The organism is Phyllobacterium sp. 1468 (genome assembly GCF_031455525.1).
Classification (GTDB): domain Bacteria; phylum Pseudomonadota; class Alphaproteobacteria; order Rhizobiales; family Rhizobiaceae; genus Phyllobacterium.
Genome location: NZ_JAVDSX010000003.1, coordinates 533,083 through 553,847, shown reverse-complemented (window position 1 = coordinate 553,847; position 20,765 = coordinate 533,083). Strand labels below are relative to the sequence as shown.

General features: G+C 55.4%; 21 protein-coding genes. 9 read left to right on the top strand and 12 right to left on the bottom strand.

Annotation, left to right across the window (positions count from 1 at the left end; genetic code table 11):
- Window positions 1-4: 4 nt before the first annotated feature.
- The 4 genes from J2X72_RS11840 to J2X72_RS11825 form a co-directional block, all read right to left on the bottom strand.
- Window positions 5-703 (bottom strand): DsbA family protein, encoded by a 699-nt coding sequence (locus J2X72_RS11840; RefSeq protein WP_209997680.1) that lies wholly within the window; start codon window positions 701-703, stop codon window positions 5-7.
- A gap of 142 nt (window positions 704-845) precedes the next feature.
- Window positions 846-1,346, bottom strand: a complete 501-nt coding sequence (locus J2X72_RS11835; RefSeq protein ID WP_310072110.1) for a DciA family protein — start codon at window positions 1,344-1,346, stop codon at window positions 846-848.
- 29 nt (window positions 1,347-1,375) lie between these two features.
- Window positions 1,376-2,350: an NAD-dependent epimerase/dehydratase family protein gene (locus J2X72_RS11830; RefSeq protein WP_310072108.1), complete on the bottom strand. Its 975-nt coding sequence runs from the start codon at window positions 2,348-2,350 to the stop codon at window positions 1,376-1,378.
- Between the two features lie 18 nt (window positions 2,351-2,368).
- Complete coding sequence (locus tag J2X72_RS11825; protein WP_310072106.1) at window positions 2,369-3,712, bottom strand: O-antigen ligase family protein; 1,344 nt, start codon at window positions 3,710-3,712, stop codon at window positions 2,369-2,371.
- Window positions 3,713-3,798: 86 nt separating this feature from the next.
- Between J2X72_RS11825 and mutY the strand changes: the two genes are divergently transcribed.
- On the top strand, window positions 3,799-4,869 hold the full coding sequence (gene mutY, locus J2X72_RS11820) for an A/G-specific adenine glycosylase (protein ID WP_310072104.1): 1,071 nt from the start codon (window positions 3,799-3,801) through the stop codon (window positions 4,867-4,869).
- Between the two features lies 1 nt (window position 4,870).
- On the top strand, window positions 4,871-5,482 hold the full coding sequence (locus J2X72_RS11815) for an HAD family phosphatase (RefSeq protein ID WP_209997685.1): 612 nt from the start codon (window positions 4,871-4,873) through the stop codon (window positions 5,480-5,482).
- Between the two features lie 178 nt (window positions 5,483-5,660).
- Here the strand turns inward: J2X72_RS11815 and J2X72_RS11810 are convergent, their stop codons facing one another.
- A complete protein-coding gene (locus J2X72_RS11810) occupies window positions 5,661-6,794 on the bottom strand; it encodes a site-specific DNA-methyltransferase (protein ID WP_310072102.1) in 1,134 nt (377 codons plus the stop codon).
- 193 nt (window positions 6,795-6,987) lie between these two features.
- On the opposite strand from J2X72_RS11810, the gene J2X72_RS11805 reads away from it, so the two are divergent.
- Window positions 6,988-7,674, top strand: a complete 687-nt coding sequence (locus J2X72_RS11805; protein ID WP_310072100.1) for an HAD family phosphatase — start codon at window positions 6,988-6,990, stop codon at window positions 7,672-7,674.
- Between the two features lie 41 nt (window positions 7,675-7,715).
- On the opposite strand, the gene J2X72_RS11800 is transcribed toward J2X72_RS11805, so the two are convergent.
- Window positions 7,716-8,330 carry a hypothetical protein gene (locus tag J2X72_RS11800; RefSeq protein WP_310072098.1) on the bottom strand — a complete coding sequence of 205 codons (615 nt, stop codon included), beginning with the start codon at window positions 8,328-8,330 and terminating at the stop codon, window positions 7,716-7,718.
- Between the two features lie 143 nt (window positions 8,331-8,473).
- Here J2X72_RS11800 and thrC point away from each other — a divergent pair, with 143 nt between their 5' ends.
- From thrC to J2X72_RS11780, 4 genes are read left to right on the top strand one after another with little or no spacing between them, the layout of a single operon-like run.
- Window positions 8,474-9,880 carry a threonine synthase gene (gene thrC / locus J2X72_RS11795; protein WP_310072097.1) on the top strand — a complete coding sequence of 469 codons (1,407 nt, stop codon included), beginning with the start codon at window positions 8,474-8,476 and terminating at the stop codon, window positions 9,878-9,880.
- A complete protein-coding gene (locus J2X72_RS11790; protein ID WP_310072095.1) occupies window positions 9,881-11,176 on the top strand; it encodes a pitrilysin family protein in 1,296 nt (431 codons plus the stop codon).
- A gap of 15 nt (window positions 11,177-11,191) precedes the next feature.
- Complete coding sequence (locus J2X72_RS11785; RefSeq protein ID WP_209997693.1) at window positions 11,192-11,773, top strand: GNAT family N-acetyltransferase; 582 nt, start codon at window positions 11,192-11,194, stop codon at window positions 11,771-11,773.
- Window positions 11,774-11,813: 40 nt separating this feature from the next.
- On the top strand, window positions 11,814-14,693 hold the full coding sequence (locus tag J2X72_RS11780; RefSeq protein WP_405044700.1) for an EAL domain-containing protein: 2,880 nt from the start codon (window positions 11,814-11,816) through the stop codon (window positions 14,691-14,693).
- A 25-nt stretch (window positions 14,694-14,718) separates the two neighbouring features.
- On the opposite strand, the gene J2X72_RS11775 is transcribed toward J2X72_RS11780, so the two are convergent.
- A complete protein-coding gene (locus J2X72_RS11775) occupies window positions 14,719-15,321 on the bottom strand; it encodes a YqgE/AlgH family protein (RefSeq protein ID WP_114432193.1) in 603 nt (200 codons plus the stop codon).
- Window positions 15,322-15,495: 174 nt separating this feature from the next.
- On the opposite strand from J2X72_RS11775, the gene J2X72_RS11770 reads away from it, so the two are divergent.
- A complete protein-coding gene (locus tag J2X72_RS11770) occupies window positions 15,496-16,293 on the top strand; it encodes a protein-disulfide reductase DsbD domain-containing protein (RefSeq protein WP_310072089.1) in 798 nt (265 codons plus the stop codon).
- A 79-nt stretch (window positions 16,294-16,372) separates the two neighbouring features.
- Window positions 16,373-16,858 carry a peroxiredoxin gene (locus tag J2X72_RS11765; protein ID WP_209997698.1) on the top strand — a complete coding sequence of 162 codons (486 nt, stop codon included), beginning with the start codon at window positions 16,373-16,375 and terminating at the stop codon, window positions 16,856-16,858.
- A 108-nt stretch (window positions 16,859-16,966) separates the two neighbouring features.
- Here J2X72_RS11765 and rnhA read toward each other — a convergent pair whose 3' ends face one another.
- The 5 genes from rnhA to J2X72_RS11740 are packed head-to-tail and all read right to left on the bottom strand — an operon-like array spanning window position 16,967 to window position 20,650.
- Entirely contained in the window at window positions 16,967-17,422 is a 456-nt protein-coding gene (gene rnhA, locus J2X72_RS11760) for a ribonuclease HI (protein WP_209997701.1), read from the bottom strand.
- The gene (locus tag J2X72_RS11755) at window positions 17,419-18,399 is read right to left on the bottom strand and encodes a homoserine kinase (RefSeq protein WP_310072086.1); all 981 of its coding nucleotides are present in this window, start codon (window positions 18,397-18,399) and stop codon (window positions 17,419-17,421) included. Before J2X72_RS11755 ends, rnhA begins: the two co-directional genes overlap by 4 nt.
- 10 nt (window positions 18,400-18,409) lie before the next feature.
- Window positions 18,410-19,411 (bottom strand): 4-hydroxy-3-methylbut-2-enyl diphosphate reductase, encoded by a 1,002-nt coding sequence (gene ispH / locus J2X72_RS11750; protein ID WP_209997706.1) that lies wholly within the window; start codon window positions 19,409-19,411, stop codon window positions 18,410-18,412.
- A 50-nt stretch (window positions 19,412-19,461) separates the two neighbouring features.
- Window positions 19,462-20,262, bottom strand: a complete 801-nt coding sequence (locus tag J2X72_RS11745; protein WP_310072084.1) for an SURF1 family protein — start codon at window positions 20,260-20,262, stop codon at window positions 19,462-19,464.
- A complete protein-coding gene (locus J2X72_RS11740; RefSeq protein WP_209999636.1) occupies window positions 20,255-20,650 on the bottom strand; it encodes a DUF983 domain-containing protein in 396 nt (131 codons plus the stop codon). The genes J2X72_RS11745 and J2X72_RS11740 overlap by 8 nt, the downstream gene beginning before the upstream one ends.
- Window positions 20,651-20,765 lie beyond the last annotated feature (115 nt).

Below are 20,765 nucleotides of genomic sequence, written 5' to 3'. Positions count from 1 at the left end.
GCGGTTACTTAAGCAGTCCGTCAATAATCGCTGACATTTCGTCAACCGAAAGGGCTCCCGAGTATCTGGTGCCATTGATGAAGAATGTTGGAGTAGCGTTCACTCCAAATTCATTGGCGCCGCGCTCACGCACAGCATTCACATCATCCAGAAGTTTTTGGTTCGTCAAGCAAGCCTTGAAGGACTCCTGTGTAAAACCAGCCAATTTGGAGATTTGCAGCAAAGGTTCTTCTGCATTTGCCGCTCCTGCCCACTGTTCCTGCTGTTTGAACAGAACCTCGACCAGCGGGTAGTAGCGCTCTTCAGGAGCACAACGGGCCAGCATGAAGGCAGCCGCGGCGCGTGGATCAAACGGGAATTCGCGCAGGATGAGCTTGGCCTTACCCGTATCGATGTATTTTTCCTTGATCGTGGGCAGGGTCGTTGTTGAGAAATGCGCGCAGTGCGGGCAAGTCATTGATGCGTATTCAATGATCGTCACGGGCGCTTCGGCCTTGCCCATCACGATGTCCTTCAAGGTGCCGGGCGCAAGCAGCTTCGCCTCATCGACTGTCCCTGCTGCTGGCGGAACCTTTACATCGGATGCATTTGGGACAGGAGTAGCGTCTTGTGCCCAAGCCTCTGTGCCAGCGGCCATAGCGATGGCGGCCGTGGAAACAGCGGCGAGCGTCAGAATTTTTCTGCGTGTCAGCAATTCAGTCATAAGATCACCTGTCTCCGGTGTTGGTTATGCAATTACAAGTCTTTGACTTGTTAGTGGTTCATGCCAGTTTCTTTAAGGCACAGTATGCGTTCTGTCTTTGAATTTTTCGTGATGCGCCATCAATGAATTCATATGATTAAAATTATCGTCTCAACTTGTCGGCATGAATACTCTGCCCCAGCCGTTGCAGCGCCTCGCGTAGATCATCATCCTCTATCGGTTCGACGGAGCGGCTGATCTTGTCGGCTGTTGCCGCATCCACAGGCGGCAGGGCCCGGCGTTTTTTAACCGGCTGTTCCACCGGCTTCTGTTCAATCTTGATTCTGCCGACAGCTGCAAAGCCCAGAAATGCGTTGATGCGGCTGATGATTTCGCCCGTTTCGTGTTGAATTCGCATGGCCGTAAAACCTTGACAAGCGACGACCAAGGTTGCCGGCTGGAACGGGTCATTTTCATGTGCCCGGCGCGGCCAAAGAAGTTTCAGCGGTCTTGATTGCGCGCCCAGGGCTGGCCCAACGACCTCTTCCCAAGCCTGAACAAGTTCGATCGTTATCCCCGCGCGTTTTCGCAACACAGGATCGAGAATTCCTGCAGCTGGGTCGGCAAGCGGTCGAAAGCCTTTTTTACTGCGATCATCGCTCATTGGGCTGTCGCACCGGTTTGAGAGAAGTATCAGCGGCCATTATAGCCGCGGAACCATTCAACGAACAAAGGAATACCTTCTTCAAGCTTGGTGCCAGGCGAAAAACCAAGGTCTCGTGATGCAAGGTCTATATCCGCATACGTGGATTTAACATCTGCGGGGGGCATCGGTTCAAATTGTTTGATCGCCTCTCGACCACAGGCCTGTTCGATGATTTCGATAAAACGCATCAAAGCGACCGGCTTGTTGTTGCCGAGATTGTAGACTGGCGCGGTTGCTTCGGGATGGGCAAGAATACGATTTACGGCTCCATAAACACCGCTGACGATGTCATCAATGAACGTGAAATCTCGCTGCATGTGGCCGTGATTGTAAACCTTGATCGGCTTGCCTTGCAAAATCGCATCTGTAAAAAGCCAGGGGGCCATGTCAGGGCGACCGTACGGACCATATACCGTGAAGAACCGCAGACCTGTCGAAGCAATCCTGTGTACGTGCCGATAAGAGTGAGCAAGAAGCTCTGCCGAGCGTTTGGTCGCGGCGTAGACCGAGACAGGATGATCGACGGGATCGCTTTCGGAGAACGGCACCTTGGTATTGGCGCCGTAGACCGATGAGGAACTCGCGTAAACCACAGGAGGCCGCTTCGGCATTTTCAGCGCCTGCTCGAATACAGTCACCTGACCATGTACGTTGGCATCGACATAGGCCGCCGGGTTTTCGACCGAGTAGCGTACGCCCGCCTGTGCTGCGAGATGAACGATGATGTCGGCGTCCATATCCTCGTCAATCGCAGTGGAAAGCCCTTGGGGATCGGCTATGTTGCCACGAGCAAAACGGATATTGGAAAGACCATCCAGCGCTGAGAGCCGGGCTTCCTTGAGCGCCACGGGATAATAGTCGTTGAGATTGTCGATCCCGATAACATCAATGCCTTCACTGGCGAGCCGTCGCGCAACGTGAAATCCGATAAAACCAGCTGCTCCGGTAACAATGGCTTTCATAAATTTCCCAACATCATTCTAGGCACTCTTAGCCATGGCAAGCTTTTGGTCCAAATCGCTCAAAGCAAGCTTGTCGGCTTCGGATTGGGCGGCCAACTGCGGTATCGACAGATAAGGCGAGGTGCCAGATATCCAACAGATCATCAGCGTCAGATAAATGAAAACCGCGTCCGTCGCATCATGACCGAACATGATACCCAGCATGCCCGTAATCACATAACTGCTCACCAGCAATAGGGAGATAGCGATTGCAAGATCCCTGCCCGGCCCGGGCTCCTTCCTGCGTGCGGCGATTATGGGAGCAGCAAGAAGGCCTACCACCGACAGCACACCCAATATGCCGCTGTCGACGGCGGCATTCAAAAGACCGTTGTGAACGTGAGTAAAGGACATTTTCTTGTCAGGAGGCAAATTCAGGATCTCGTTGACCCGGGACATGCGATTTTGCGGACCATAGCCGATCAGTGGCGATGCCAGAAAAGCCCGCTTGGCGGCCGACCACAACATCAGCCGGGCATTGAGCGAATTGATACTGTCTGGCTGACGATCCAGCTGCACGATATCGCTTTCGAGCGCGTGATAGCGCTCTGTCACCTTCATTGCCGCAATGGCGATGACGCCAACGATTATGACAGTACCAACCACCTTCACGACGTTGGTGACCGTCGGCAGGGTTTGTCCCCGCAAGTACCAATATAAGATGGCAAAGTTTATCGGCATGACCAGCCAGGCTGAGCGCGTACCGGACAGAAATGCGCATACAAGACCACAGGCAAAACCAGCAATTGCAATAAATCGCTCGGCCTTGCTGTCTGAATGTGCATTGAGCAGTGAAATGCTGCCAAACAACACTGTAAACAGTCCGAACACTGCGGCGTTGCCAGCGCCCCCTTCGGCGCGGGGCGACAGAAAGGCGATCTGGACGATGCTGAATATAAGCGAACCGATCATGCCAATGCCGGCACCGGTGATCAAAAAGGGGACAAGACGACCGGGAAGGCTCGCTCGAAGCCGCGGCAGAACAGCCCAAATCGCAAGGAAGGGAATCATCTTGAAGATGAAAGTAACGCCCTTCGATGCATTGGGATGCACAACCACTGAAAATATGGTCACGAGAACGTAGAAGGTCAGACACCAGGCGACGATCTTGTCGGTTCTGCTCATCTCGAACCGGAAGCGTTTTGCTGCGAGTGAGACGATTGCCCATAAAAAGGCGCAGACCAAGATCACGGAAGTTCCGCTTGCCAGCAGACCAGGAAACAGCGCAAACACAAATGTAAAGAGACGATTGTTGCGGTCGATTCCGATAAAATGCCCCCTCGTGGGGAGCATCACTGCTTTGGCTAATTGATCTGGAAGCATTTAAGGTTCCGAATGATTATGAGATTCATGCTTGCAACCGTTTTTATAAGAACCGTCAAGGCTTCGTGTAGCGTAGTTTGGAATTGATGCAACCGATAACCACCCGCCTGCTGCTATGGTATGATTCCCATCATCGGACTCTACCATGGCGCATTTCGCCGCGCGAGCGTCTCGCAGGCATAACTGCCGATCCCTATCGGATTTGGCTTTCCGAAATCATGCTGCAACAAACGACGGTCGAAGCCGTCAAATCCTATTTCCGCGTTTTCATAGAAAAATGGCCGACAGTCGTGGATTTGGCTGCCGCGAGCCAGGATGACGTTTTGCGCGCGTGGGCTGGCCTTGGTTATTATTCGCGCGCGCGAAACCTGAAGAAATGTGCCGATATCATCTGTGCAGAATATGGCGGGCATTTTCCGCGCGATCTCGCCAGTTTGAAGTCGCTGCCCGGTATCGGCGATTATACGGCGGCGGCGATCGCCTCGATCGCATTCGATCTGCCCATGGCCGTTGTCGACGGCAATGTGGAGCGCGTCATCACGCGGCTCTACGCTCTCGGTAAGCCTCTGCCGTTCGCCAAGCCGGAGATTCGCACGTACATGCAGGGGCTTACACCTGATGAGAGACCAGGGGATTTCGCGCAGGCCATGATGGATCTCGGAGCGACGATCTGCACGCCGAGGCGGCCGGCATGTGTCATTTGCCCGCTTAGCAACGATTGCCGGGCGTTGCTAACCGCCGATCCGGAATTCTTTCCCGTCAAGGTACCCAAGAAAGAGAAGCCTGTTCGCGTTGGGGCTGCCTTCGTGGCTATTTCGAACGATGAGGTGTTTTTACGTGGCCGTGCAGAGACGGGATTGCTCGGCGGCATGGCGGAAGTTCCGACGACAGCATGGACGGCACGCCTGAATGGCGAAACCGAATTGCATGCTGCCCCCTTTCCCGCAGACTGGATCGTCACTGGCAACGTCACCCACGTTTTTACCCATTTCGAATTGCGTCTTAAAATCTACAAAGTCCATGACGTACAAAAAGACGTCGCCGCCGGCGGGTGGTGGGTCAAGGTTGATAAATTGGGAGGCGAAGCCTTGCCCACGGTCATGAAAAAGGCCATTGCTGCGGCCATTCCGGATGCGTTCAAAAGGAGAAAAAATTAGAATGACGCAGGTCAAGCATATCGTTTTCGACATTGGCATGGTTCTTATTCACTACGATCCGCATGCCGCCTACCTGGATGTCATTCCCGATGCCCATGAGCGTAAATGGTTCTTCGACAATGTCTGCACGCACGAGTGGAATATCGAGCAGGATCGGGGACGGAAGTGGCATGAAGCCGAGGCTCTACTGATCGCCGATTTTCCCGACCGCGAGCACCATATCCGAGCGTTCCGGCAGAACTGGCACATGATGGTTCCGCATTCGATTGATGGCAGCGTCGAGATCATGCGCAAGCTGATCGCCGATGGCCACGATGTGACGATGCTTACCAATTTCGCCTCGGACACCCTACGCGAGGCCTGGGAGCGATACCCGTTCCTGACGGAAAGCCGCGGCGTTACGATTTCTGGCGATATCGGTCTGATCAAGCCCGACAAGGCGATCTACGATCACCACGCCGCTACCTTTGACCTTGACGCCTCTGCGACGCTATTCATCGACGACAGCGCCAAGAACGTTGCCGGTGCCAAGGCCGCAGGTTGGCAATCGGTGCAATTCATCGATCCTGAAACGCTCAAGGTCGATCTCAACAACCTTGGAATCCGCATCTGATCCCTGCTAAAAAGCGAAATGCCCGAGGCGTACATCACGTGCGCCGCGGGCATATTGAGATTCATTCTACAACGCGGCCAAAATGGCGATTTTCGCGCACCGGAGCGTAGCGTGCATACTGCTACGTGAGCGCCAGAGGCCAGAAAACGGCCATTTGCAGGCCGTTCGCATGAATCATCTAGCCGCCTGCGGAAGCCATGCCCGATCGCACCTGTTTGCGCAGCTCGTCGATTGGCTTGAGCACGCCTTCGTCTTCGAAGTGCCAGAAGGTCCAGCCGTTGCAGGCATCGAGCCCCTGCGCTTTCGCGCCCATGCGGTGGATTGATCCTGCATCACCGCCCGCCGTCACGGTACCATCTGCACGTACGATGGCAGCATGGCGCTTGCGAATGTCGCTCAGAACCGCGCCCGGCTTCAACATACCGGATTCAATGATGCTGCCGAATGCGACACGCGGTTCCGCGCGTTTACTGGTCATAACGGTGAGGTCGGCGCCAGCTAGTGGGTCCACCGCAGCGATGCGAGCCGTCGCAGCATCGATATATTTCTGTTCCCGTTCGATGCCGACAAAATGCCGTCCGAGCCGTTTGGCGACGGCACCGGTGGTTCCCGATCCAAAGAACGGATCGAGAATGACATCCCCTGGTTTCGATGAAGCCATGAGAATCCGGGCCAGCAAGGCTTCAGGCTTTTGGGTTGGGTGTATCTTGTCGCCATTCTCATCTTTAAGACGCTCCGAGCCGGTGCAAATCGGGAAAAGCCAATCGGAGCGCATCTGAAGATCGTCGTTGGCAGCCTTCATGGCTTCGTAGTTGAACGTGTAGCCTTTTGATTTCTGATCGCGCGACGCCCATATCATTGTCTCGTGGGCGTTCTGGAACCGGCGCCCTCGAAAATTCGGCATCGGGTTGTTCTTGCGCCAGATGATGTCGTTGAGCATCCAGAATCCGAGATCCTGCATGGTCGCGCCGACGCGAAAAATATTGTGATAGGAGCCTATGACCCAGATTGTACCGTTCGGCTTCAGCACGCGGCGGCATGCGAGAAGCCAGGCGCGCGTAAACGCGTCATACGCCTGGAAGCTTTCGAACTGGTCCCAATGATCGTTGACCGCGTCCACCTTTGATTGATCCGGGCGATGCAGATCCCCCTCAAGCTGAAGGTTGTAGGGTGGGTCGGCGAAGATGATATCGATCGATTGATCGGGCAAACGGTTGAGCGCGGCGACGCAGTCGCCTTTGAGAATGGTGTCGATCCAGGAGGTTTGGGGCGCTGCCTGTGGCAGATCATTCACGAGACGTACTACGGACATTTGATACTCGATTACTGGAGACGCTTTACATAACGGTATGGTTACCGCACACGGTAAATATCGCGTTAAGCGCGAACGAAATCGGTGCTTGTCTTTGACCCGATGGCCATAAACGTGTAGTCGATGCCCGACGTCCCCAAAACGACCGGAGCCGCTGCTGTTGCGGCGCTACTTTTACGAACAGGTATGACTAATGGAACCTCAGCTTATTATTTTCGACTGCGATGGCGTGCTCGTCGATTCAGAAATTCTTGCCGCCGAAGTCGAATCTCAGCTGCTGACCCAGTCTGGCTACCCTATTGAACCGGAAGACATCGCCGAACGCTTTGCCGGGCTGACCTGGACGGATATTCTGCTTCAGGTGGAAAAGGAATCCGGCATTCCGATTTCGGCCCAGCTGATCGAAGAATCGGCGCGGCAGATGGACCACAAGCTGCGCAATGAACTCAACGTCATCGAGGGTGCCGAAGAGGTCATCGCAGCTTTGAAATATCAGAAATGCGTCGCCTCAAATTCGATCAGCTCTTCACTGAAGATGATGCTCGAACAAAGCACGCTCTATGATCTTTTCGCGCCGCATATCTTCTCGGCGCGCGAAGTCGGTACACAGAAGGCAAAGCCGGATCCAAACGTGTTCTTGTTCGCAGCAAAGCAATTCAACGTTGATCCGGCGCGCTGTATCGTTATCGAAGATTCGAGCCACGGCATTCACGCTGCAAGGACTGCGGGCATGCGGGTAATTGGTTTTACCGGCGGCGCCCATACCTATCCCGGCCATGCCGACAAGCTGACCGATGCGGGTGCCGAAACAGTCATCAGCCGTCATCGGGATCTGCCGGCCGTTATCGAAGCAATGACGGTGTGGTCCGAAGCAGTCTGACTGGGATCAGTATCTAGAGGAGGCTGGCATGGCGCCAGCCTTCACTGTGTTTTCGGCTGTGATTTCGACGCTGTGCTTGCAGGCCCTTCGTCGAAACCAATAAAGACCTGAATGTTCTGTGCCGTTGGCTTTGGGAAACTCACATTGGGATCGTTGAAAACGAACTGTGTGGCGGCACTGCCGTCCGAAGCGGAAATCGCCTGTTTGTGCAGTGTCGAGTACAGCACATTTGTCCCCTGAATGACCGCGACGCGGATAGGCACTGTAATTGTGCCGGGGGTGAATTTCGGACCGGGTACGACCTTGCCGGAAACGGCCACATTCATGGTCATGGTACCGTCGCTTGACTGGCACGACCGTGTTTGGTTCGAGATCGAAGCTTGATAGATCAGGTTCTCAGGCGTCTTGTCCGATTTCCCGTAGTTCGTCAGGACCGAGGTCCCTTCGCGGATCGTCACCGTGGGACAGAACGCTGTTAATTCGGAAGCTGTTATGCGTTTTTGCGCTTCTGCGGTGGCAAGCGCCTTCTCACTATTCGGGTCGTCGCTCTTGCTGCCGCTGGTAGAGCATCCTGCCAGACCCATAGCAAAGATCATTGCACAAACCGGGACGCAAAGTTGATAGAAGGGCAGAGATTTTTGTGCTTCTGACTTCATGAACAGACTTTCCTTGAAGAACGAACCTTGACGAACGAGCGTGTTCTATACCAACGGTAAGGAAATAATGCGACGGGGCATTACAGCCTTTTTTGACAAGGGCAGTGACAGCACTGTTGGGCAAAACAGATGAGGCGACCGAGATGAAATATGTGAGTACCCGGGGAGAAGCGCCGGTTTTGGGCTTTTCCGATGCGCTTTTGTCCGGTCTTGCCCGCGACGGCGGGCTCTATCTCCCGGAGCAGTTTCCACAGTTTTCCGCAAGCGAAATCCGCTCGCTGCGCGGCAAAACTTATGCCGAAGTCGCCATTCAGGTGCTGACGCCTTTTACCGCCGGCGACATAGACCAGGCTGATTTCGAGAAAATGGTGCATGAGGCCTACGGTACATTCCGCCATGACGCCGTCTGCCCGTTGGTGCAGACGCGCCACAACGAGTTTGTTCTCGAGCTTTTCCATGGACCAACCCTCGCCTTCAAGGACGTGGCGATGCAGCTGCTGGCGCGACTGATGGATTACATCCTGACCAAGCGTAATGAGCGTGCCACCATTGTCGGTGCAACGTCCGGCGATACGGGCGGAGCAGCCATTGAGGCATTTGCCAATCGGGACCGCACGGATATCTTCATCCTCTTTCCGCACAACCGGGTTTCTCCTGTGCAGCAGCGGCAGATGACTACATCGGCGGCATCGAATGTCCACGCGCTGGCGGTCGAAGGGAATTTCGATGATTGCCAGTCGCTGGTCAAAGGTATGTTCAACGATTTGGCCTTCCGCGATTCCCTCGCTCTATCGGGGGTCAATTCGATCAACTGGGCGCGGATCATGCCGCAGATCGTCTACTATTTCACGGCTGCGGTTTCACTCGGAAGCCCCGAGCGCCAGGTATCCTTCACCGTTCCGACTGGCAATTTCGGCGATATTTTTGCAGGCTACGTTGCCAAGCGCATGGGCCTTCCGATTGACCAGCTTATCATTGCGACCAACGATAACGACATTTTGACCCGAACGATCGAAACGGGAATTTATGAAACGCGAGGCGTACTCCACACGACATCGCCTTCCATGGACATACAGGTGTCTTCCAACTTCGAACGCCTGCTTTTTGAAGCACACGGCAGGGACGCCGGCGCAGTGCGCCGATTGATGGGTGGGTTGAAACAATCGGGCAGCTTCGCGATTTCCGACACTGTGCTTGCCGCAATCCGCGCTGAATTTGCGGCGGGGCGCTCCACCCGGGCGGAAACGGCCGAGGCCATCGCAAATGTCCTGAAGCAGTCCGGCTATCTTCTTGATCCGCATTCGGCCATCGGACTGAAAGTTGCGCGGGAGAAGGCCGGGCAGGAAACGCCAAGCGTTGTGCTTGCCACTGCTCATCCGGCAAAATTTCCCGAGGCCGTCGAGGCGGCAAGCGGCATTCATCCTGACCTTCCGCTCTGGCTGGGCGACCTCATGCAACGAAAAGAACAGTACACGGTACTTCCCAACGACCTTAAAAGTGTGGAAGAGTATGTGCGCCGACATTCAAGAGCGGCGGGTAAGGAGCAATGAATGGGCGTTGAAATCAGTCGCCTCTCCAACGGTTTGACGATTGCGACAGAGACAATGCCGCATGTGGAGAGTGTAGCGCTTGGCATCTGGGTCAAGGCGGGGTCGAGGAATGAAGCCAACCATCAGCACGGTATTGCTCATCTTCTTGAACACATGGCTTTCAAGGGAACTGAAAATCGTTCCGCCTGGAAGATTGCGGCCGACATTGAAGATGTAGGCGGCGAGATCAACGCGGCCACCAGTGTTGAAACAACGTCGTACTATGCGCGCGTCTTGCGAGACGACATGCCTCTGGCAATCGATATCCTCAGCGATATCATGACCGGTTCGAAGTTCGACGCCGACGAACTTGAGCGCGAAAAAAATGTTGTCATGCAGGAAATCGGGGCAGCTCACGACACGCCTGACGACGTGGTCTTTGACCGCTTCACGGAAGCAGCGTTTCAAGACCAGACGATCGGCCGGACAATTCTTGGCACACCGGAAACCGTACAATCCTTTTCTTCGGCCGATCTGCGGCGCTACATGGATGAACAATACAGCGCCGAGCGCATGGTCGTTGTCGCCGCTGGCGGTGTGAAACACGATGAATTCGTACGCGAAGTCGAGAAGCGTCTCGGTTCCTTTCGTGCCAAATCGACAGCACCTGAACCCGATCTGTCGCATTATGTTGGCGGCGATTTCCGCGAGCAACGCGACTTGATGGACGCACAGGTCGTCATCGGCTTCGAGGGACGAGCCTACCACGTTCGCGATTTCTATGCTTCGCAATTGCTGGCCATGATCCTCGGGGGCGGGATGTCTTCCCGTCTTTTCCAGGAAGTGCGTGAGAAACGCGGACTGTGTTATTCGGTCTATGCGTTCCACTGGGGTTTTTCCGATACCGGCATTTTTGGAATTCACGCCGCAACCGGGCGCAACCACCTCAAGAAGCTCGTTCCGGTCATCATCAATGAGCTGCATGAAGCCGCGCGTAACACCAGTCAGGAAGAGTTGAACCGGGCTCGTGCGCAATATCGTGCCAGTCTGCTGATGTCACACGAAAGTGCCGCGAGCAGGGCCGGACAGATTGCACGGCAGATGCTACTCTACGGGCACGCAGTCTCGACCGAAGAACTGGTCGAGCGTTTGTCGAAGATCACGACAGAGCGCCTGACGGATCTGGCGGGCCGCCTCTTCCTCGATACGACGCCGACCATCGCCGCCGTCGGTCCGGTTGGTTCGCTGATGAAATTCGCCGATGTCCGTCAGGGGCTTACTTCTGCAACAGCAAGTCCCCGAAAAATCGCGGTCTGACGGCAAGGCAAGGCCATGATCGCCCTGCCCTTCCTGAAAAGCGCTGCGCCGCCCCTGCAGGGCGAGCGGCTCTATCTGCGTCCGCCGCAGCTTTCCGATTACCGCGCGTGGTCCACGCTTCGCGCGCAGAGTCGAGAGTTTCTCTCACCGTGGGAGCCTTTGTGGGCGGCCGACGATCTGGAGCGCGGCGCTTTTCGCCACAGAATTCGCCACTACGACGAAGAGGCGGCAGCTGGCACAGCACATCCCTTCTTTCTATTTCGGAACAAGGATTCGCGCCTGCTTGGAGGCATTACGCTCGGCAATATCCGCCGTGGTGTCGGTCAGAATGGTATGATCGGTTACTGGATCGGCGAGCCGTTTGCCGGACAGGGTTTCATGCATGAAGCACTAGGCCTACTTATTCCCTATGCTTTTACCAAGGTGAGGTTGCACCGGCTGGAAGCGGCCTGTATTCCAAGCAACGAAAGATCGATCCGCCTTCTCGAAAAAGCCGGATTTCAGAGGGAAGGACTTCTACGCTCATACTTAAAGATAAATGGTATGTGGCAAGATCATCTGCTCTTCTCGATGATCGAAGGCGATGTACGGCGCTAGGGAAATAAAGGTTGTATCAGTGGAATTATTGACGGGACGAATGCTGAAAGGCTTATCGCGGGTTTTTGCGCTCGTCATTTTGTTGATATCGATGCAGTCGGCCGCGAACGCGTTCGAGACAATCAAGATCACCAAGGAAAGCACAGCGCTTGATCTGTCAAAAGCCGTCGAAGTGTACCGGAACCAAGGCGAGACTTTCCAGATTTCCACTGCACCCGGTACCGACGGTATCGTTCGCCGCATCGAGGTACAGGCAAACGACAAGCGTTCTACCGGCGACTGGGCCGCCTTTTCCCTTGCCAACCCGACGGACGAGCAGATCGACCGGCTGATCGTAGCGCCACACTTTCGCCTCGTCGGATCTGGTTTCATCTGGCCCGATCTCGGCTCGACCCGCATCGCATCCATTACGCCGAGCGAGGGTTTCGCGCTGGACCGGCAAGCCAGCGAAGATGCTGATATTTTCCTGATTACGCTCAACCCCGGAGCCGTGATCACGCTTGTTGCCGAACTGGCGTCACCCAACCTGCCTCAGGTGTACGTTTGGGAGCCGAATGCCTATAAGGACACAGTCAATTCCTATACACTCTACCGCGGCATTCTTCTCGGAATCGCTGGCTTGCTCGCGTTGTTCTTGACCATTCTGTTTGTCGTCAAGGGTACGTCGCTTTTTCCTGCAACAGCCGCGCTCGCGTGGGCGGTGCTGGCCTATATTTGCGTCGATTTCGGCTTCTGGAACAAGCTGATAGAGATCACGCCAGGCAATGAACAGATGTGGCGAGCCGGGACCGAGGTAGCGCTTGCGGCGACGCTGGTGATCTTCCTTTTCACATATCTCAATCTCAACCGATGGCATGACAATTTCAGCTATGGCGCGCTGACATGGATTCTCGGGTTGGGGATCGTCTCCGGCGTTGCCATATTCGACCCGCCGATCGCCGCCGGTATCGCCCGCTTCTCCTTCGCCCTGACCATCATTTCGGGCATCGTCCTGATCGGTTTCTTCTCCTTCCGGAGTTATGATCGCGCCATCATGCTGATACCGACATGGATCCTTCTGCTCGTCTGGTTGATGGGCAGCTGGCTCACCGTATCGGGAATTCTGGCTAATGATATCATTCAGCCGGCCCTTGCCGGCGGCCTCGTTCTCATCGTTCTCCTCATCGGCTTCACCGTCATGCAGCACGCATTTTCCGGCGGCGCGCTGCAACAGGGCCTGTTTTCCGATGTGGAGCGGCAAGCACTCGCCATTATCGGTTCCGGCGATATAGTCTGGGATTGGGATGTGCCGCGTGATCGCGTCGTTACCACGCCGGACCTTACCAATTTCCTTGGAGCTTCGGCGAGTTCTCTGCACGGCGCCGTGCGCAACTGGTTGCCGAGCCTGCATGCGGACGACCGCGATCGCTTCCGCACCACCCTGGACGTTATTCTCGAAAACAGGCGTGGCCGTATTTCACAAACATTCCGCCTGCGCGCCAATGACGGCCACTACTACTGGTTTTCGCTAAAGGCTCGCCCTGTCATCGGTTCCGATGGTGAAATTGTCCGGTGCGTCGGCACGCTGATCGATGTCACCGAGCAAAAAAAGGCGGAAGAACGCCTGCTGCACGATGCTGTGCATGATAATCTGACAGGCCTGCCGAACCGCGAACTCTTCCTGGATCGCCTGGGCTCAGTCATCACCATGGCGCAGACCGAGAGCAGAATCCGCCCGACCGTGTTTATTATCGACATTGACCGGTTCAAGCAGGTGAATGACGGCCTTGGCATGTCGGCGGGCGATACATTTCTTCTAACCATTTCCCGTCGTCTGCACCGCCTGTTGCGGCCGCAGGACACGCTCAGCCGTCTGGCCGCCGATCAATTTGGTCTCATTCTCGTTTCTGAGAGCGAGCCCGCCAAAATTGCCGCCTTCGCCGAAGCGGTGAAACAGGCTATCCGGGCGCCGATTGCCTTTTCCAAACGCGAGATCGTGCTGACCGCATCGCTTGGCCTGATTACGTGGACCAGCGGCAGCGCCGCCTCGCCAGAAGACCTGGTCAAGGATGCCGAGCTGGCCATGTTCCAGGCAAAGCGCTTCGGTGGCGATCGCATAGAACCGTTCCGTCCCGCCTTCCGTGCTGTGGGCAGTGACCGGCTTCAGCTGGAATCCGATCTGCGCCGCGCGCTCGAACGACGCGAAATTCACATGGCCTATCAGCCGATCATGCGTCTGGAAGACAACAGTATTGCCGGATTTGAAGCCCTGATGCGCTGGGATCACCCGCGCCGCGGCTCTATTCCGCCGTCGGAGTTCATTCCGATTGCCGAAAGTTCGGGCCTTATCGTGCAGCTGGGTCTCTTCGCAATGCAGAAAGCGGCGGAAGACCTCGTCAATTGGCAGCGCAATCTCGGCGCCTCGCCTCTCTTTGTTTCAGTCAATATCTCAAGCAGCCAGCTGATCCGGCAGGACCTGATCGATGATGTCCGGTCGGTGCTCCTGCAAACCCAGATCGAGCCCGCGAGCCTGAAACTGGAACTCACGGAATCCCTGATGATGGAGAATCCGGAGCGCTCCAACTACGTGCTCTCCAGCATCAAGGCGATGGGCGTCGGTGTGTCGCTCGATGATTTCGGCACCGGGTATTCTTCGCTGTCCTATCTGACCTCCTTCCCGTTCGACATGATCAAAATTGACCGGTCCTTCCTGAAGGCAGATCAACCGCAGAAGGTGACACTGCTTCGTTCCATGATCAGCATGGCGCATGATCTGGGATTGTCGGTTGTGACAGAAGGCATCGAGAACGAGAGCGACGCGCTGCAACTCCGCCAGATGGGATGCGAGTATGCGCAAAGTTTCATGTTCAGCCCGCCGCTCACCCTGGACGTCGCGACGAAGCTATTGCGCGAGCAGTTCCAGCAGTCGAAAGCGTCGTAATAAGGCCTTTGAGGGTGGATTATTCCTAGGCGTGGCCGGCGACAGTGGCCAGCCGCGAGGGATCAACGCCCATATAGGCGAGAATCCGATCGTATTTGCTGTCGATATCCGTATCGAAAAGCAACTCCTGCGACGCCTTGCAGGTGAGCCAGCCGTTATTGGCAATCTCGGTCTCGAGTTGACCGGAAGCCCAGCCGGAATAACCCAAAGTCATCAGGGCTTTGCGCGGTCCACGGCCGCCAGAGATGGCCCGCAGTATATCCACAGTTCCCGTCAGGCAAATTTCTTCTGCGACCGGCATGGTTGAATCGGTGAGATAGTCATCAGAATGCAGGACAAAGCCTCGCCGCATTTCGACCGGTCCCCCGTTGCGCACCAGAAAATCACGCGTCCTCTCAGGCATCATGATTGCCTGTTGCTCATCGAGAACGCCGAGTTGAACAAGGATATCCGAAAACTCCATGTCCTGGACACGGTTGATAATCAGGCCCATAGCGCCCTTTTCAGAATGCGCACAAACATAGATGACCGAACGCGCAAACCGGCTGTCGTCCATTCCCGGCATGGCGAGAAGGAACTGTCCATTCAGAAATCCGGTCTCTTTGTTGGCGTCTCTGAAAATCTCCATGAGAATAAAGGTACCAAGGATTCTGTAAATGACAACGGCTTTGGGTAACGAATTGTAAATGATACTTAAATCCATCGGCCGCGCACGCATTACCGGATTACTTCTCACACAGAAATGATGCGCAAAATCAGTCACATCCTTGATAGTGCCCAAAAGGCCTGTAAAGGTCCAAAAATGAAAACACAACTGCTCTTTTTTGCGGCCGTGATTGCGTTTGCTGCTCCGGCGCATGCAAATTCCGAATGGACGAAGACGCCCGGCGGGAATGTCAGGCTCGTCATCGACAACCCCGCCCAGCCATCGCCCGAAATCCGCGGGGCGATAGAAATTAATCTTGATCCGGGCTGGAAAACCTATTGGCGAGAACCTGGTGATGCGGGTGTGCCGCCAGAGCTCGATCTCACTGGAAGCACCAATATCAAAAGCTATGCGCTTGCGTTTCCAACGCCGCATCGCTTCGACGACGGCAATACCCACTGGGCAGGATACAAGAAACCAGTCTCCCTGCCGCTCACGCTTATGCTAGCGGACCCTGCCAAGCCTGCCCATTTGAAGGGCCACGCATTTCTTGGGATTTGCGAGACGATCTGCATCCCTGTTAAAGCGGAGTTTAATTTTACCGTCGACAACACGAAACCGACCGACCCCCTGACCAAAACGCTTATAGATTCGGCCTTCGAACAGCTGCCGGGCGAAGCATCGGCGACATTCGGGGCGCGTAGCGCGATACGCGATGATGATCGTGTGAGGCTGACGGTTGACCTGCCCTCCGATGATCCAAACACCGACATTTTCGTCGCGGGTGACGGAATCGTTACGTTCGGTATGTCGAAACTGAAGGACCGGCAGGCAAATAGTGCCGTTTTTTCCGTGCGGATCATTTCCGGGAAGGACAAAAAGATGCCCCCTCTCAACTACACGCTGGTTCAAGGGGACAGGGCCGTCTCCGGCAAGATTAACGTGCAGGAATAACGATCAAAATTCTCGACTTTTGCAAACCCGCACCCTATGTGCGGAAGGGCGCATATCATCATCTCAAAGGGAGCTATTCATGACGATCAAGGTGGGCGAGCGTTTGCCGGACGCTGTATTCAAGACGAAATCGGACGAGGGCGTCAGCGAAGTCCGCTCCGATGCGCTGTTCAAGGGCAAGAGAATTGTTCTCTTTGCTGTTCCTGGTGCATTTACGCCGACCTGCAGCATGAACCATCTGCCGGGCTATCTTGAAAACAGAGATGCAATTCTGGCGAAGGGTATCGACGCAATTGTCGTCGTCGCCGTCAATGACCCGCACGTCATGGGCGCCTGGGCCAAGGCGACGAATGGCGAGGGCAAAATTCAGTATCTCTCCGACGGTAATGCCACCTTCACCAAGGCGGTCGGTCTCGATGTCGATCTTGGCGCCGGTAATATGGGTATACGCTCCAAGCGGTATTCAATGCTCGTTGAGGACGGCGTGGTGAAGCAACTCAACATCGAAGAGTCTCCCGGGCAGGCTGTAACCTCAAGCGCGGCTACCATTCTCAATCAGCTTTAGGACAAACTCGTATCGGAGTGGGGATAAGTCTGGGTGCAAATCCAAACAACCCCTCTCTGATGGGAGGCGTTCTGCCAATCGCGCGGAATCGCGCCGTCATGGTAATCCTTAAACTTGCGGTATTCGCTTTTGTTTAAAAGGAGCCATACCCGCACGAGCGAGTTCGTCGGCACGCTCGTTCTCCGGATGGCCCGCATGCCCTTTGACCCAATGCCAGACCACTTTGTGACGCTTGCGCGCCTCATCCAGCGCCTGCCAGAGTTCCGCGTTCTTCACAGGCTTCTTGGCGGCAGTCTTCCAGCCGTTGCGCTTCCAGCCTTCAATCCAGCCAGAAATACCGTCGCGAACATAGACAGAATCCGTGTAAAGATCGACCTGGCAAGGCTCCTTCAGGGCGTTCAATGCCGAGATTGCCGCCATTAACTCCATACGGTTGTTGGTCGTGTCCGCCTCTCCACCCGAAAGTTCCTTTTCATTGCCGTTCCATCGTAGAACCGCACCCCAGCCTCCCGGGCCTGGATTGCCGGAGCAAGCGCCATCGGTAAAAGCTTGAATCTCCTTCACACTTTCGACCCTTCCAGGATGAGCCCGTATTCTTCTGCCGACGTGATCTGGCGGTGAAAGCGCATCCGGCGGATATATTCCATCGGATCTTTTTTGACGACGAGGCTGCCTTCCGGCGTGTTGAGCCAATCATACAATCTTGTGAGCATGAAACGCAGTGCCGAACCCCGCGCCAGGACAGGCAAGCTTACGGCTTCATCCACCGAGAGCGGGCGAACAGAATTGTAACCTCGAAGCAAGGCTGTGCCCTTGGTTAGATTGAAAGAATGATCCTTTTCAAAGCACCAGGCGTTCAGGCAAACGGCCACATCGTAGGCAAGCAGATCGGTACAGGCGAAATAGAAATCGATTAGCCCTGAAAGCTTGTTCCCCAAAAAGAAGACGTTGTCTGGAAAAAGGTCGGCATGGATCACGCCCGAGGGCAAGTGCGACGGCCAGTTTGACTCGAAGAAGGCAAGATCTGCCTCGGTCTCCTCGGCAAGGCCTGGTTCAACCCGACCAGCACTGGCCTTGGAATTATCCCATAGGGGCCGCCAGCCTTCTACAGATAGCGCATTGGGGCGGCGCATGGGGAAATCCTCTCCCGCAACGTGCATCCTCGCCATTGCCTCGCCCAAGGCAAAGCAATGTTGCACGGTCGGGCGGCGCATCCACATGCCTTCGAGAAAAGTTACGATCGCAGCAGGCCGACCAGCCAGTTCGCCGATGCTTGATCCAGACTTCTGGTTCACTGGCAGAGGACAGCGTATTCCCTTGCCCGCCAGATGGCGCATCAAACCGAGAAAGAACGGCAGATCGTTGCTGTTCACACGTTTCTCGTACAGCGTCAGAATGTATGATCCGGTGCTCGTATGCAGCAGATAGTTGGAGTTTTCGACGCCCTCGGCAATGCCCTTATATGAAAGCAGCTCGCCGATATCGTAGTCCTTTAGGAAATGCGCCAAGTCGATTTCATTGATGTCGGTATAAACGGCCATATGCTAGCTCTTACCGGCTGCCGTTGACGAATGCCATATCGGCGCTCGTCAGTTCCACATCGCGGAGGTCGCGCATTACATGGAAATTTTCGGTCTCGATGGTTGTTTCCGCGAGTTCGATCGACACGACATACCGCTCCGAAAAGGACTGGATGATTTCGTCGACGATGATCTCCGGAGCTGAAGCGCCGGCGGACAATCCGACCACCGAAATGTTGCCGACCCTGCTCCAGTCGATGTCGCCGGCTCGTTGAACCAGCAGGGATTGTAAGGCCCCTGACCGTTCGGCGACCTCAACCAGTCGCTTTGAATTGGAAGAGTTCGGCGCTCCCACGACAAGAAAAAGGTCGCAGCCTGGAGCCGCGGCTTTCACAGCGTCCTGGCGGTTCGTGGTGGCGTAGCAGATCGATTCTGCCGCTGGTGCCGTCAGCGCGGGGAAGCGACGCTGCAGGGTCGCGATGATTCCGGCAGTATCGTCGACGGAAAGTGTTGTCTGCGTCACAAAGCCGAGGTTAGCGGGATCCTCGGGGACATAGGTCTCAGCATCGGCGATGGTTTCGATCAGCGTCACCGCACCTTCGGGCAATTGACCCATCGTACCGATGACTTCCGGATGGCCTGAGTGACCGACGAGGATGACATGGCGGCCGAGCCGCTGGTGGCGCATCGCCTGCTTATGAACCTTGGAAACCAGCGGGCATGTTGCATCCAGATAGAAAAGGTTCTTGCTTTCCGCGTCGGATGGGACCGACTTCGGCACCCCGTGCGCGGAAAAGACCACAGGCTGATTGCGATGTTCGGGAGGAATTTCGTCAAGCTCCTCGACAAAAACCGCTCCCCGAGCCTGCAAGCCTTCGACGACGTAACGGTTATGCACGATCTCATGGCGGACGTAGACAGGTGCCCCATATTTCTTCAATGCCAAAACGACGATCTGAATGGCGCGGTCCACACCGGCGCAAAATCCGCGCGGTCCGCACAGGCGGATTGTCAGTGGTTTCTTGTCGGCCATTGTGTCGTGTCTCATCGAAGCGTTGCAGTGCTGTTGGAATTGGGCGGCAATCAGCGCGAAGTCAAGTCCGAAGCCTCAGATTGGCTGACCTCGGACTCGTTTGGATTTTTGGGATGGTTTCGTTGCCAAAGCGAAATTCCCGCGACCACAAGCAGTGTCGCGGCGAGGCCGTACCAGGTTACCGCGTATTGGAGGTGGCTGTTTGGCAGATCGATGATCGTTACGCCGCCGACCGGTAGGCCCCCGGGATTTGGCGTTTTGTCGGCATCGATGAAAAAAGGAACCAGCTTGCCAAGCGCAATGCCCGACTGCCCCGCCATCGTTGGCAGGTCTTTCCAATAGTAAATATTGGTCATGAGGTCGTTATTCGGCACGATGGACGAAGGCTTTTCATAAAGCGGATTGCGCGCAAGGCCGGTCACCACGACCTGGTCCTCAACTTCGCCTTGGGGCCGTGTCACGGAGTTCTTCTTGTCATAAGGAACGAAGCCACGATTGACAAAGACCGCTCGACCATCGTCAAGCAAAAGCGGTGTATAGACATAAAACCCCGAAGTGCCGTCGTAGGTCGCGAAATAGTGACGCTCACGATCATTCAGCAGCCGGCCGGTCACTGTCACCGTCCGGTAGTCGACATCTTTTTCAATCGCCCACACTTTCTCGATTTCGGCAAGTGATGCGGGCTTAGCATGCGTTCGAGCATCTATCTCCGCCAGCAGGCCTTCCTTCCAGTATAGGCGTTCGACCTGCCAGGTCCCGAGGGCGATCAAGACTGCGAAAACGATAGCACCAAGAACGACCTTTATCCACGGGAAGCGGTTATTTGGTTGTGTTGTCAAGCGGTCAGTCATGGCTATCCAGCGTATCCAGCCGGCCCTCTGCGGCTTTATGCTTGTACTGCAAGGCTATCAGGATGCCCTTCATCCAGCGGAGCGCCGTGAGGCAGAGCACGAGAGCCAAGGGTATCCACAGGATAAAATGCAGCCACAATGGTGGATCGAGCGTCACCTCCATCCAGAGGGCAAGGCCGACCACAATGAACCCGATCAAGAGCATCACCAGAACTGCAGGGCCTTCGCCCGTGTCGATGAACGAATAGTCCAACCCACAGTTGGAACAGCGCTTCGCCGGTGCGAGAAAGCCATCGAACAATTTACCCTGTCCACAGCGGGGGCAGCGCGCCTTTATACCAGCCGTGACCGGATCGACTGGCGGATATAGTGCCGTATCTTCACTCATTGTCATGTGCGCTCAATGCTGGAGGTAGAAGCCAATAGCTTCAAATCACTCTATCGGATGCTTGCGCAGGATTGTGCTGAAAAAGTGAGAGCGGCCGTGTTTCCACGACCGCCCG